The organism is Micromonospora sp. NPDC049366 (genome assembly GCF_044466625.1).
Classification (GTDB): Bacteria; Actinomycetota; Actinomycetes; order Mycobacteriales; family Micromonosporaceae; genus Micromonospora.
In genome coordinates, this window is the sequence record NZ_JBITMV010000012.1 from 216,933 (window position 1) to 230,822 (window position 13,890).

General features: G+C 74.0%; 8 protein-coding genes and 1 pseudogene. 4 read left to right on the plus strand and 5 right to left on the minus strand.

Annotation, left to right across the window (positions count from 1 at the left end; genetic code table 11):
- Positions 1-59: 59 nt before the first annotated feature.
- A complete protein-coding gene (locus ACIBTV_RS18965) occupies positions 60-4,979 on the minus strand; it encodes an SCO7613 C-terminal domain-containing membrane protein (RefSeq protein WP_396706488.1) in 4,920 nt (1,639 codons plus the stop codon).
- Positions 4,980-5,138: 159 nt separating this feature from the next.
- Entirely contained in the window at positions 5,139-6,566 is a 1,428-nt protein-coding gene (locus tag ACIBTV_RS18970) for a UDP-glucose dehydrogenase family protein (protein ID WP_396706490.1), read from the minus strand.
- 250 nt (positions 6,567-6,816) lie between these two features.
- Here ACIBTV_RS18970 and ACIBTV_RS18975 point away from each other — a divergent pair, with 250 nt between their 5' ends.
- Positions 6,817-7,980 (plus strand): acyl-CoA dehydrogenase family protein, encoded by a 1,164-nt coding sequence (locus ACIBTV_RS18975; RefSeq protein WP_396706491.1) that lies wholly within the window; start codon positions 6,817-6,819, stop codon positions 7,978-7,980.
- A 168-nt stretch (positions 7,981-8,148) separates the two neighbouring features.
- The gene (locus tag ACIBTV_RS18980) at positions 8,149-8,598 is read left to right on the plus strand and encodes a hypothetical protein (RefSeq protein ID WP_396706493.1); all 450 of its coding nucleotides are present in this window, start codon (positions 8,149-8,151) and stop codon (positions 8,596-8,598) included.
- A 79-nt stretch (positions 8,599-8,677) separates the two neighbouring features.
- Here ACIBTV_RS18980 and ACIBTV_RS18985 read toward each other — a convergent pair whose 3' ends face one another.
- The 3 genes and pseudogenes from ACIBTV_RS18985 to ACIBTV_RS18995 all read right to left on the minus strand — a co-directional run bounded on the left by ACIBTV_RS18985 (position 8,678) and on the right by ACIBTV_RS18995 (position 10,954).
- The gene (locus ACIBTV_RS18985; RefSeq protein ID WP_396706528.1) at positions 8,678-9,469 is read right to left on the minus strand and encodes a hypothetical protein; all 792 of its coding nucleotides are present in this window, start codon (positions 9,467-9,469) and stop codon (positions 8,678-8,680) included.
- 288 nt (positions 9,470-9,757) lie between these two features.
- Positions 9,758-9,976, minus strand: a pseudogene (locus ACIBTV_RS18990) (helix-turn-helix domain-containing protein); the annotation flags it as partial.
- A gap of 315 nt (positions 9,977-10,291) precedes the next feature.
- Positions 10,292-10,954, minus strand: a complete 663-nt coding sequence (locus ACIBTV_RS18995) for a hypothetical protein (RefSeq protein WP_396706495.1) — start codon at positions 10,952-10,954, stop codon at positions 10,292-10,294.
- A 23-nt stretch (positions 10,955-10,977) separates the two neighbouring features.
- On the opposite strand from ACIBTV_RS18995, the gene ACIBTV_RS19000 reads away from it, so the two are divergent.
- Together ACIBTV_RS19000 and ACIBTV_RS19005 are read left to right on the plus strand one after the other, a co-directional pair.
- Positions 10,978-11,496: an acyl-CoA thioesterase gene (locus tag ACIBTV_RS19000; protein WP_091592033.1), complete on the plus strand. Its 519-nt coding sequence runs from the start codon at positions 10,978-10,980 to the stop codon at positions 11,494-11,496.
- Between the two features lie 146 nt (positions 11,497-11,642).
- The gene (locus ACIBTV_RS19005; protein ID WP_396706497.1) at positions 11,643-13,631 is read left to right on the plus strand and encodes an acetoacetate--CoA ligase; all 1,989 of its coding nucleotides are present in this window, start codon (positions 11,643-11,645) and stop codon (positions 13,629-13,631) included.
- Positions 13,632-13,890: the final 259 nt, after the last annotated feature.

The following is a 13,890-nucleotide window of genomic DNA, read 5'->3' on the forward strand; positions in this document are numbered from 1 at the left end:
GTGCGCGGAGCCGGCACGCTGGGCCCGCCCGCGGCGGCGCCCGCCGTGACCCTCCGGTCTCACCGCATGGCGCGCAGGGCGGTCTGCAGCCGCTCCTGGGCTCGGCGGCGGCGCTCGTTGCTCGCCCCGAGGACCAGCAGCAGGATGCCGACGGGGATGAGCGCGAGCCACGGTCCGAAGGCGAACAGCGCGTGGATCGCGGTGATCGCGGTGACCGTCGCACCCACGATCACCGGCGCCTGCTGCCGGCTCGACGAGCCGAAGACCAGCACGGCGACCGCGCCGAGCAGCAGCAGCACCTGCCGCAGCGTGGTGGACTCGGTCGCGATCACGATGGCCAGCGACGGCAGGAAGGCGGCGACCAGCGCCGGCCCGTACGCCACCCAGCTGCTCAGGTCCGGCCGCTGGCGCAGCTCCAGCATGCCCACCAGCAGGGCCAGGGCGGCGAACGGCAGCGTGTACGCCTCCGGCAGCGCCACGTCGGCGACCCGCATCAGGATCCACCAGGCGGTGATCTCGCAGATGACCACGGCCCAGAACAGGATGCGCCGCTCGACGGGGCGTCGGTTCGGGCGGGCCGCCGCCACGCCGAGCACCGCACCCCAGGCGGCCAGCAGGGCGGCGATGTGCCGCGGCGACTCGTACGCGAGCGCCAGCGCGATCAGGGCCGCCGCGTAGCCGCTCCACTCCACGGTGGCCGCCTCGCGTTGCGCCTCGGGTCGGCGCAGGCGGGGCAGGGTGGCGGCGAAGACCTGGAGCGCCGCGCCGACGGCGAGTACGCCGAACGCGGACCACACCGCGGCGAGGCCGGCGACCAGCCCGGCGGTGAGGACGAAGAGCTGCGCCATCAGCGAGGCGAACAGCCAGCCCAGGATGCGGGCCCGTTGGGTGGTGCCGAACAGCGCCGCCACCGCGCCGACGGCGACCGCGCCGCCCAGGGTGAACAGGGTGAGTTCCCGCGTGGCGAGGCTGCCGGCCAGCCCGGCGCCGCCGGCCGCGAGGCCGATCGCGAAGACCAGGACCCGGGCGAGCCGCAGCGAGCGGGCCGGCTCGACCAGCGGCGGCGGTGGGGTCAGCGCCAGACCCAGCATCGAGATCGTGAAGACCGAGAGCGCGGCGAGCGCGCTCGCCGGCCAGCCGTTGCCCAGCGCGATCGGGGTGATGAGCAGGGTGACGGCCGCGCCGGGCAGCACCACGGGCACCGCCCGGGCCCGCCGTCCGCCGCTGAAGCCGCTGGCGGCGAGGGCGGCGGTGACGGTCAGCAGCAGCGCGGTCAGTACGTGTGTGGGGTCCACCGCGCCGGGCGGCGGGGTGAGCAGCTCCGGGGGTGGCCCCTCCCAGATCCGGCTGAGCGTCCGGTGGGGCTCGACCAGGGCGACCTCGAGGGCACGCGCGATCGACGCGAGCGCGAGCGCGGTCGGCAGGACCGCGGCGGCCAGCGCCCCGGCGGCCGGGTTCACCCGCCAGCGTCGCCGGTTCGCGTTGTTTGCGGGACGGCCCAGGGCGCCGTTGCGCCGCACCGACCAGCGCCACACCGGCTGCGCCGACCCGGTGGGCGGGACGGTGGCCGCCCGGACCAGTTCGGCGAGCACGCCCAGCAGCGCCGCGGCGGCGGCGTACACGCCGACGGCGAGGCCGGTGGGGAAGGCGGCGAGGGCGCTGACCGTCGCGCCACCGGCGACGGCGACGCTCGCCCAGGGCAGGTACTGCGGGACCTGACGGCGTGCCGCGGCCACGGCCGCCAGCCCGAGGCTCGACGCGGCCAGCGCGGCGGTCAGCACCACCTGCGCCGAGTGGCCGAACTCGGCGGCCAACGCGGCGACCGCGCCGGGGAGGGCGAGCACGGCGGCGCAGGTCGCGGCGCCACCGATCTGGGCCAGGTGGGTCGGCATGCCCTCGGTCTCGACGTCCTCCACGATGGTCGTGGCGGCGTTGCGGGCCAGCGCGGCGACGGCCACGCCGATCAGCGCGATGCTGCCCAGGGCCAGCGCGGTCGTCCACGGGCGGACCAGGCCGGCGCCGGCGCCGTGCAGGGCCACCACCCCGGCGACGGTGGCCCGGGACAGCGCGGCGCGCGGGTCGAACGTGGCGGCCGCGGCCATCCCGTACACCGTGGCCACCATGGCGCCCACCAGCACCGGCGACCACCACGGCAGCGTGAACGCGGCCGGTGCGCCGATCGTGGCCAGCACCACCGCCGCGCCGGACACGTCGTACCGCCACGGCGGCGGCAGCAGGATCCCGGCCGCGAGGGCGAGCAGCAGCAGTGCGATCGGCGCCTGCCAGGTCGAGCCGCCGGTCGGCGCCGCCGGCCAGTCGGAGAGGTCACCGCCCCAGATCGGGCCCGGGGTGGCGAGCACGCCGACCCCGCCGCGCAGCGCGGTCCAGCCGGCCAGCAGGCCGATCAGCAGGCCGCCCACGGCGATGCCGAGGATCGGGCCGCGCCGCCACTCGTCGGGCATCGCCCGGGCGGCCACCGCGACCACGAGCACCAGCGCGGCGGCCACCGCGAGCTGCCCGCCGGGGGCGAGCACGGCCGCGACCCGGACCAGTGTGGCGATCAACGCCGCCGTCACCGCGGCGGCGGCGAGGTCGGAACCGTCCAAGGTGAGGTCGGAGCGCCGCCCGGCGTCGATCGACGGGGCCAGGAACAGGAGCACCGCAGCGACCAGCAGCAGGGCGCCCACCCAGGCGTCGGCCACGGTCGCGCCGGGGGCACCGAAGGCGGCGGCGGTCACCACGAGCGCGCCGAGCCCGGTGCCGACGGCGAGCGGCGCCGGGATGTGCCGTTGGGAGACCTGCACGATCGCGGCGTATCCGAGGGTCACGCAGACGGCGAGGAAGGCGGCGGCCAGGACGGGAACCGTCACCTCCCGCAGGCTCGCCGGGGTGGGCGTCGGGTCGACCGGCGTGGTGGCGGCCACGAAGGCGGCCACCGCGCCGGGCAGGGCGAACGCGGCTCCGCCGGCCGCCCAGGCGGAGACGATGTCGGCCGGGGCGGGCGCGATCCGGACCCGGGGCGCCACCGCGACCACCACACCCGCCGCGAAGAGCACCAGCAGGACCGCGGCGGTGAGCGCCGGCCGGGCCAGCCCGGCGCCCGCGCCGATCAGACCCACCCCGGCGGCGCCGGCCGCGTGCGCCAGCGCGGCCCGGGTGGTGCGGGCGGAGAGCCCGGCCACACCGATGCCGACGGCGGCCAGCACCATCGGCCACGGCGCCGCCGCCCAGCCGAGCCCGAACGACGCGGGTACGGCCAGCGCGGTCAACGCCGCGCCGGCCACCGCGAACTCGCGGCGGATGTCCGACGGCAGGGCCAGCACGGCGGCGACGGTCAGCAGGAAGGCGCTCGCGGCGAGCTGCCAGGCGGTCGGGCCGACCGCGGCGGACAGTTCGGCGGCGTACCGGTCGAGGTCGGCGGCCCAGGCGGGGAGCGCGGCGCGTACCGGGGCGACGCCGGCGCGCAGCGCGCCACCGGCCACCACGAGGCCACTCACCGTCAGCGCCACCGCCGAGGCCAGCTGCGGGCCGCGCCGGGCCGCCTCCGGGACGGCCCGGACGGCCAGGCCGGTGACCGCGATGACGGCGGCGATCAGCAGCAGCGCCCGCCCGGGCAGCGCGACCGAGGCGATCCGGCTCAGCGCGCCGATGACCGCGAGCGTGACGATGCCCGCGCCGACGTCGGCCAGCGGCGGCCGGCGCAGCGCGAGCGTGCCGGCCAGGGCGACGGCGGCCGCGAGCAGCAGCACCAGGCCGGCGCCGCCGGCCGCGGTCACGGTGGTCGCGCGGAGCAGGGCGGTGACCGCGTACGCGAGGGCGAGCGCGACCGCGATCCCGTGCAGCAGCCAGGTCAGCTCCCGCAGCCCGGGCACCGGCCGGGTCGGCGCCTCGGCCGGGGTGACGTCCGGCGCCACCACCTCGCCCTCCTCCTCGGGCGCGCCCTCGGGACGGCCCTCGGCGGTGCGCTGGCGGGGCGCGGGCGCCGGTGCGGCCGGTGTGACCGGTTCGGACGGCTCGACGGGCTGCGGCAGGTCCCGGCGCACCGGGCGCTCCACGGCCACCCCGGAGCGCACCAGCCAGAAATCGAGCAGGGCGACCACGGTCAGCGCCAGGGCCCAGGCACCCGGCCCGGTGAGCCGCTCGTACGCCAGCAGCGGCACGACCGGTTGGGCGGCGAGCACGGTGGCGAAGCGGGGCGCGCGCAGGCCGGTCCAGCGCGCGTACGCGAACGACACCCCGGCGGTCACCGCGAAGACGAAGCCGGCGAAGACGCCGCCCGAGGCGCCGCCGTTGCCGATCCGGTCGACCGCCCAGAGCGCGTACCCGGCGAGCGGCACCAGCAGCAGGCCGACCGCGGCGATCGTCTCCGCGGTCGAGGTGAGCCCGCGTTTGGCCAGCACCGGCGGGGCGAGCAGGAGCAGCACGGTCGCCAGGACGAGGATGCCGAGCCGGGCCACGGCGTCCATCGAGCTCGTCGCCACGGCGGCGAAGACCACCGCGGCGACGCCCAGCAGCAGCGCGCCCAGGCCCAGCGGGATGTTCTGCACCTCCCGCGACGACGCCTCCGGCGGGTGCTCGGGGTTGTCCGCGTCCAGCCAGGTGGCGGGCGGCGGGGGAGGCGGCTCGGCGGGGCCGGCCGGCGTGCCCTGCCGGGGCACCCGGGGTGGGGCGCCGGTGGTGGCGGTGGGTGGGCGGCGGCCCGGGCGGCGGCGCAGCACTCGGCGTGGCCGGGCGGCCTGCTTGAGCCGCTCCTCACCGGCGTGCGCGAGGATGTCCCGCTGGAAGAGCGCCGCCTGCATCTTCGCGGCGATCTGCTTCTGTTCGCGGGCGATGGCGGCGTCGCGCGCCTTCATCTCCGCGATGGACCGCTCGATGTCCGCCAGATGCTCGATCCACTGTGGCTGCTCGGCGCCGCAGTGCGGGCAGCGGACGGCCGGCTTGATGGTCCGGCCGCACGAGGAGCACTGAAAGGTCGCCACGACACCCCTCCACCCGCACTGTGGACTCCCACTGTCGCAGCATGCCCAAACCTGGCGCTTTTTTCGACAGTTGTCGGCGGGTCCAGGACAAACGAGGGCGCGTGGCAAAGGAAACGGCCGGCCGCGGGGTGCGCGGCCGGCCGTCGGGTTCGGCGGGGGTCAGGGGCGGCCGAGGCCCCGGTACTCCCAGCCGGCCTGCGTCCAGAGTGCGGGGTCGAGGCAGTTGCGCCCGTCGACCACCTTGCGACCGGCGGCGAGCTCGCCGAGGGCGACCGGGTCCGCGTTGCGGAAGTCGGCCCACTCGGTGAGCACGCAGACCAGGTCGGCTCCGGTGACCGCGTCGTTCATGCTGGCCTCGTAGGTCAGCTCGGGCACCGCGCGGCGGGCGTTCTCGGTGCCCTGCGGGTCGAAGACGTGCACGTCGGCGCCGGCCTTGTGCAGCAGCGCCGCCACGGCGAGCGCCGGGGCGTCGCGTACGTCGTCGGTGTTGGGCTTGAAGGTCGCGCCGAGCACGGCGACCCGGGTGCCGGACAGGTCCGGCCCGGCCGGGCCCGAGCGGCGGCCGAGCAGCTCGGCGGCGAGGTGCAGCACCCGCGCGCGACGGCGCTGGTTGATCAGGTCGACCTCGTGCAGGAAGCGCAGCGCCTCGCCGGCGCCCAGCTCCTGGGCCCGGGCCTGGAAGGCGCGGATGTCCTTGGGCAGGCAGGCGCCGCCGAAGCCGAGGCCGGCCTGGAGGAAGCGGTTGCCGATCCGCGGGTCGTAGCCGATCGCCCGGGCCAGCTGGGTGACGTCGCCGCCGGCGACCTCGCAGACCTCGGCCATCGCGTTGATGAAGGAGATCTTGGTGGCGAGGAAGGCGTTGGCGGCGACCTTGACCAGCTCGGCGGTGGCGAAGTCGGTGACCACCAGGGGCACCTCGCGGTCCTCCGTGGCGGCCAGATCGAAGACGCCCTTGTGCGCGGCGTAGAGCATGCCGTTGGCCCACTCGCTCTTGACGCCGACCACGATCCGGTTGGGTCGCAACACGTCGTCGACGGCGAAGCCCTCCTGGAGGAACTCGGGGCTCCACGCCACCTCGATGCCCAGGTCGACCGACGTGTGCTTGCCGACCAGCTGCTCCACCCACTCGGCGGTGCCGACCGGCACGGTCGACTTGCCGACGATCAGGGCCTTGCGGGTGAGGTGCTGGGCCAGGCCGGTCACCGCCGCCTCGACGTACGACAGGTCGGCGCCCATGCCGTCGGCCCGCTGCGGGGTGCCGACGCAGATGAAGTGCACATCACCGAACTCGGCGGTCTCGGCCATGTCGGTGCTGAACCGCAGCCGTCCGGCCGCGAGGTTGCGCTTGAGCAGCTCGTCCAGGCCGGGCTCGTGGATCGGCACCTGGCCCGCGTTGAGCATCGCGATCTTGTCAGCGTCGACGTCGAAGCCGAGCACCTCGTAGCCCAGTTCGGCGTAGCAGATGGCGTACGTCGCACCGAGGTACCCGGTGCCGAGGAAGGTCACCCGCGGCCGCGCGGCGCCCGAGGGAGGGGTCACCGCCGCGATGGCGGGCACCGGCTGGCTGTTGGGGTACGGGATCGTCACGCCTGTCTTCTCCGCTCGCACTGGGCGGCGCACCGTCGCGTCGCGTTCTGCTGGCGCCTGGCGGGGCACCGGAGGGGTGGCTCACTTTGCTGTCTTCCATCATCGCGCAGCGGCGTGGGTGCTCCGTCAAGCCTGTACCTACGCGCCGGTAACATAACTTGAACCCTGGTCGCCTATTCTTCAGTCTGCGCGGTCAGCGGCCAGGAGACCTACAGACTGCGCATGATAGCGGTGAAGGGGAGGGGCCGACATGGCCGCAGAGGAGTCGTTCGACGTCTATCGGCTGCCCGAGGAGCACGAGGCGATCCGCGAGGCGGTCCGGGAGGTCTGCGCGGCGAAGGTGGCACCGCACGCCGCCGAGGCGGACGAGACGGGCGAATTCCCCAAGGCGTCGTACGACGCCCTGCGCGCGGCGGACTTCCACGCACCGCACATCCCGGTCGAGTACGGCGGCGCGGGCGCGGACGCCCTGGCCACGGCCATCGTCATCGAGGAGGTGGCGCGGGCCTGCGCCTCGTCCTCCCTCATCCCGGCGGTCAACAAGCTCGGCACGATGCCGCTCCTGCTGGCCGGCTCCGAGGAGCTCAAGCGCCGCTACCTCACGCCCGTGGCGGCCGGCGACGCGATGTTCTCCTACTGCCTCTCCGAGCCGGAGGCCGGCAGCGACGCCGCGTCCATGACCACCCGCGCCGTACGTGACGGGGATCACTGGGTGCTCAACGGCGTGAAGCGGTGGATCACGAACGCCGGGGTGTCGGAGTTCTACACCGTCTTCGCCGTCACCGACCCGGCGGCCCGGTCCCGGGGGATCTCCGCGTTCGTGGTGGAGAAGTCCGACGTGGGTGTCAGCTTCGGCGCGCCGGAGAAGAAGCTCGGGATCAAGGGCTCGCCGACCCGCGAGGTCTACCTGGACGACGTACGGATCCCTGCGGAGCGCATGATCGGCGCCGAGGGCACCGGCTTCGCGACCGCGATGCGGACCCTGGACCACACCCGGGTGACCATCGCCGCCCAGGCGGTCGGCATCGCGCAGGGCGCGCTCGACTATGCCAAGCGGTACGTGAGCGAGCGCAAGCAGTTCGGCAAGGCCGTCGCCGAGTTCCAGGGCGTGCAGTTCATGCTCGCCGACATGGGCATGAAGCTGGAGGCGGCCCGGCAGCTCACCTACGCCGCGGCCGGCAAGTCGGAGCGCGGCGACGCCGACCTCACCTACTTCGGGGCGGCGGCGAAGTGCTTCGCGTCGGACGCGGCCATGGAGATCACCACCGACGCGGTGCAGATGCTCGGCGGCTACGGCTACACCCGGGACTACCCGGTCGAGCGCATGATGCGGGACGCCAAGATCACCCAGATCTACGAAGGTACGAACCAGGTCCAGCGAATCGTCATGGCGAGGCAACTCCTGAAGGGCTGATCGCGGCCTGTTTCCGCAGCTCGGAGCGGGTGTAGCTGAGCCGATCGCCGCGGCGTTGTGCGAGATTGATTGATTGGAGTCACCACCAGCGGCGATCAACTTCGCTGTTCCGTAGAAGTGGACGCCGGGACGGCTCTTAACCAACCCCGTCCCGGAGGAGTGGAAGTCATGATGCTGCGCAAGGCGTTCGGAGCGCTGCTGGCGGTATTGACCTTCGGCACGGTGCTGGTCGTCACGGCGGCCCCGTCGCAGGCGGCGGTGGCCTGCTCGGGCACGGTCACCTTCAGCTACGCGTTCCCGACGAGCAACCCTGTTGCCGAGTTGGTCATCTACTACAACAGCACCAACGGCGGCACGAACAGCGCCTGCATGTACCACCGCGGCGCGGCGTACGGCTCCTCGGCGCGGACCTCCGTGCAGGTCGCCCGGTGTGCGGAGACCTCCGGCACCGGCTATTGCACCGCCACCGCGATCTCCACCAAGGACAACGGCGACTACCTGTACTACGCCGGGCCGCGCGGAGTGACCGGCACGGCGAACAACTGCGTCGACGCGTACGGCGAGATCGACTGGGCCGGCAAGACCTACTACATCCACTCCGGTCGCCAGGGCTGTTGAGTTCGGTGACGCCTGACCGGTGGCCCGGTGGGATCCGTCCGACCGGGCCACCGGTGGTGGCCGTCCGCGCACGCCCCCATCAGGGGTAGAGGCAGGCGGTACGGCGGGCCGCGAGCCGCTGGTCGGCGGCGAGCGGCAGGGCCTCGGCGGTGCTGGAGCCGTCGGGGCGGGCCACCCGCAGGTCGAGTACGTCGGTCGGCGCGCCACCGCCGAGACAGGCGACCGCGGCCACCGGGATCTCGGCAGTGGGTCCGGGTTGCACGGACCGGCGGTCGCGCTTCCAGACGAGGTCGAACGGCGGGGCGGCCGTACCGGTCAGTCCGATCTGGTGCCAGCGGCGCTCCGCCGGCAGCGCGGGGTCGTCCGCGTAGTAGGCGGCAAAGCCGACGATCTCGACGTGCGTGCCGGTCGCGCTCAGCCGCCACCCACCCGGGCCGGTCACATCGGGGGCGATCGCGAGGGCGATCGCGGCCGGCCCGGGTCGGTCGCCCTGGCAGCGGGACGGTTCCAGGCCCGTGGGCGGGTTGCCGTGCACCACCCCGGAGGCGATCAGCCCACCGTCGGCGAGGGTGAACCAGCGGATGTCGGGGGTCTGGGAGGTGGAGTCGGTGATCCGCTCACCCAGGCAGTAGCCGGTGAGCCCGACCACGCAGCCGGGCGGAATGGTGTAGAGGATGCCCACGTCGCGGCGGGGCTCGCTCCGGACGTGCACGCCACCGCCGTACGTGACGGCGGTGAAGGCGGCGTCCGTGGTGGTCGCCGGGCAGGCTGTGGTGGTCGTGCCAGCGGACGACGTCGCCCCCTTGGCCGCCCACCTCGGCTGGGTCATCGGCACCACGGCGGCCGTACCGGCGAGACCGGCGACCGCCATCGCCGCCACCGCCAGTCGCCGTCGGAGTCTCCGCTGCCGCGGGGGGCTCGCGGGCCGGTCGTGGGTCGGTCCGGCGGCGCCGCTGGTGCCGGTTGGCTCACCTGTAGCTGGGCCGGGTGGATCCCCGGCAGTCACCGTGGATGGTGACTCTGCGAGGGGCGTGACGATCGGTTCGGCCGGCGTCGGGTCGAGTGTTTCTGCCCTCGCTGGGCCGACTGGCGCGCTGACCGAACCGGCGGGCCGCAGTTCCTCGTCCAGTTCGAGCCAACGCTGCCTCCACTGGGCCGTGTCCCCGCCGCAGGCCCCGACGTACGCGAGCAGCACGTCGAGGCTGGGTTGCCGGATTCCGCTGGCAGCGGCGGAGAGGGTCGAGGCGCTGTAGCCGGCGACCTCGGCCAATCGCCGGTAGGTGGGGTTGCCCGCTTCGACACGTAACTTCCGTAGCTCATAGGCGAAGGACGACAATGGTCCAGCCGTCGGATCTACGGGCCGCTCGTGCCGAGCCATGCCGCTCCCTTGTCTCGGTAGAGCCCTGGAGCGGGGGGTGCCGCAGCACAGGGCTCATGTTCCCTGGTAATTCCTCCAAAGTGGAGGAATTATAGTGAATGCCCCGACCGGCAGACGACGGCTACCAATGTGCGGGGGTGGCGTGGGACCGGCAGTGCGCGCTCGGCCGTTGAACGTCGCCGGGTGCGGCCCGACACGCAGGACCACCTGGGCGCCGGTGCGGCCGTGTGCCGCCGCGATCCCGGTCACCACCGGGCCGGTCAGCAGGCTGACGCTGTCGGGGGCGGGCCGGCGGACACCGGCCCGCCCGCGGTCTCAGCGGATGCCGGAGCTGTCCTCCGGCCGGTTCGCGGTGCGCGGCGGCGCCGACCACGGTGACTCGCCGCCGGTCCGCCGGGGCAGCGGCTCGGTCGGCGTCGACGCATCCGGGTAGCCCAGGGTGAGCGGCGCGGTGTCCCGATCCGGTGAGCCGGACGGCGGCCAGTCGGCGAGGCTGAACTCACGGGTGGGCGTCTCAGCCGCCTGGGTGGCCGGTGCCGCCTCGGTGGCCGGGCGCGGCCAGCGGCGCCACCGCTGCACGCTGAACGTCGCCATCAGCAGCAGCAGGCCGATCAGGAAGAGAGTGCCGTTCTCCACCGGCAGCTGGAGCGGCAGTGGATCACCGAACACCTTCCAGCCGTCGGGGATGCGGTCACGCACGGTGAACGGCGCGACGAACATCCCGATGTACGGGGTGACCAGCAGCAGCCCGGCCACCAGCGGCCCGACCGGTGAGATGCGCAGCGTGCCGAGCAGGCCCAGCAGGACACCGCCGACACCGAGGTAGACGGCCGGTTCGATCAGGTTGGCCGTGTTGAACGTGCCGAGGTCCACCCAACGGTCTACCGTCCGGCTCGACCCGTCCTGTCCGAGTGTGACCAGCACCCACGTGACGGGTACCACCACCAACCCGGCGAGGAAGCTCCAGAGATGACGCATTCGCGCACCGTACCGTTTCCGACATGACCGAGCACCCCTCCAGCGCGCCGGCCGGCAAGCCGACGTCGTACTCCCGCGTCACCCTGAGCCGGATCATGACGGCCGTGGATGTCAACCTGTACGGCACCGTCCACGGCGGCGTCCTGATGAAGTTCGTCGACGACGTGGCCGGCGCGTCCGCCGCCCGGCACAGCGGCGGCACCGCGGTGACCGCCGCGATCGACGAGATCGTCTTCTCCGAGGCGGTCCGGGTCGGTGACCTCGTGCACGCGCACGCCCAGGTCAACTGGACCGGCCAGACCTCGATGGAGGTCGGCGTACGCGTGGTCGCCGAGCGCTGGGACTCGGCCGAGGACGAGCCCGTCCGGGTGGCCACCGCGTACCTGGTCTTCGTCGGCGTCGACCTGGGCGGCGCGCCGCGTCCGGTCCGGCCGGTGCTGCCGGAGACCCCCGAGGACGAGCGCCGCTATCGGGAGGCCGAGATCCGCCGGGCACACCGGTTGGCCCGCCGCCGCGCGATCCAGGCCCACCGCGCGGGCTGAACCCCACACCGAGGGCCGGGCAGGCATGTGGCCCGGCCACGCCCCCTCGACGGCGGCGGGTGCGGAGAATGACGCTTCGAGGTAGGGCAAGATGGCGCCACGGCCCATCACACAGTGTCGTGTCCGGGCCAGGGGAGGGTGGAGCAGTGGGTGACGTGCTGTGGACGCCGCCGGCGGACGTACGCGAGCGGTCCCGGATCGGGAACTACCTGCGCTGGCTACGGGAGCAGCGTGGCCTCGACTTCGCCGACTACGACGCGCTGTGGCGCTGGTCGGTCACCGACCTGGACGCCTTCTGGCGCTCGATCTGGGATCACTTCGAGGTGGTGGCGCACACTCCGCCGACCGCCACGCTGGCCGACGCGGCGATGCCCGGGGCGCGCTGGTTCCCCGGCGCCACGCTCAACTACGCGGAGAACGTGCTGCGGATGCCCGGCCGGACCGACGACGACCCGGTGGTGATCGCGCACGGGCAGACCCGGCCGCCGGTCACGCTGACCGCCGCCGAGCTGCGCGAGCAGGTCCGCCGGGTGGCGGCCGGGCTGCGCCGGCTGGGCGTCACGGCCGGCGACCGGGTCGCGGCGTACGCGCCGAACATCCCCGAGACGTACGTGCTGCTGCTCGCCACGAGCAGCCTCGGCGCGATCTTCTCCTCCTGCGCGCCGGAGTTCGGCACCCGCAGCGTCACGGACCGGTGGCAGCAGATCGAGCCGACGGTGCTGGTCGCCGTCGACGGCTACCGCTACGGCGAGAAGGCCGTGGACCGGCGCGCCGAGGTCGCCGCCATCCGGGCCGCCCTGCCGTCGGTGCAGCACACCGTCGGCATCGCGTACCTCGACCCGGCCGGTGACCCGCCTGCCGGCGGGATCCCCTGGGCCGACCTGGCCGCGCCCACCGACGAGCCGCTGGCCTTCACCCCGGTCGCCTTCGACCACCCGCTCTACGTGCTCTACTCCTCGGGCACCACCGGCCTGCCCAAGCCGATCGTGCACGGCCACGGGGGCATCCTGCTCGAACACCTGAAGATGCTCGCCCTGCACCACGACCTGGGCCCGGCCGACCGGTTCTTCTGGTTCACCACCACCGGCTGGATGATGTGGAACTTCCTGGTCTCCGGGCCGGCGGTGGGTGCGGCGATCGTGCTCTTCGACGGAAACCCGGGCCACCCCGACCTGGGCGCCCTCTGGCGGCTCGCCGAGGAGACCGGCACGACCTACTTCGGCACGTCTGCACCGTTCCTGCTGGCCTGCCGCAAGGCCGGCCTGGTCCCGCGGGAGATCGCCGACCTGTCCGCGCTGCGCGGCCTCGGCTCCACCGGCGCACCGCTGCCGGCCGAGGGCTTCACCTGGGTGTACGAGGCCGTCGGCGATCGCCCCCAACTCCAGTCGCTCTCCGGCGGCACCGACGTGTGCACCGGTTTCGTGGGCGGCGTGCCGCTGCTGCCGGTCCACGCCGGTGAGATCGCCTGCCGGGCGCTCGGCGCCCGGGTCGAGGCCCGCTCCGCAGACGGCACCCCGGTCATCGGCCAGCTCGGCGAACTGGTGATCACCGCGCCGATGCCGAGCATGCCGGTGGGCTTCTGGAACGACGCCGACGGCAACCGCTACCGGGAGGCGTACTTCGACGTCTACCCCGGGGTCTGGCGGCACGGCGACTGGATCACGATCAACGAGCGCGGCGGCTGTGTGATCACCGGCCGGTCCGACGCGACGCTCAACCGCGGCGGCGTACGCCTCGGCACCGCCGAGTTCTACTCGGTGGTCGAAGGGCTGGACGAGGTCGTCGACTCGGTCGTGGTCCACCTGGAGGACGACGAGGGCGGCGCGGGCGAGCTGCTGCTCTTCGTGGTGCTCGCCGACGGCTTGGAGCTGGACGACGCGCTGCGGCGGAAGATCTCCCGGGAGCTGCGCACCGCCCTGTCACCGCGGCACATCCCCGACGAGATCCACCAGGTACGCGCGGTGCCCCGCACCCTGTCGGCGAAGAAGCTGGAGGTGCCGGTCAAGAAGATCCTCACCGGCACCCCGGTCGACCGGGCGGCCGCGACCGGCGCCCTGGCCAATCCGGAGTCCCTGACCGCATTCGCCGCCCTGGCCCAACGCCGAGCCCCCCACGACAACCCCACCCCCGCCTAACAGAGTCCGACCCCCACGCTGCCCTGGACCCCGCACCCCCTTCTCGACGATCATGCAGTTGTGGTGCCCGATCGGGGCCGGTTCGCCCCTTTCGTGAGGCACCACAACTGCATGATCGACCGGATCATGGGGTTGCCCTGTCCCGCGGGCGTACGGGCGTGGGGTCAGACATCCCAGGAGCTTGGATGTCAAGCAGCGACGGGTTGGGTTCGGTGTGACCAGGCGGTCGCCTGGTCGTAGACGGTGGTGGTCTTGAGGC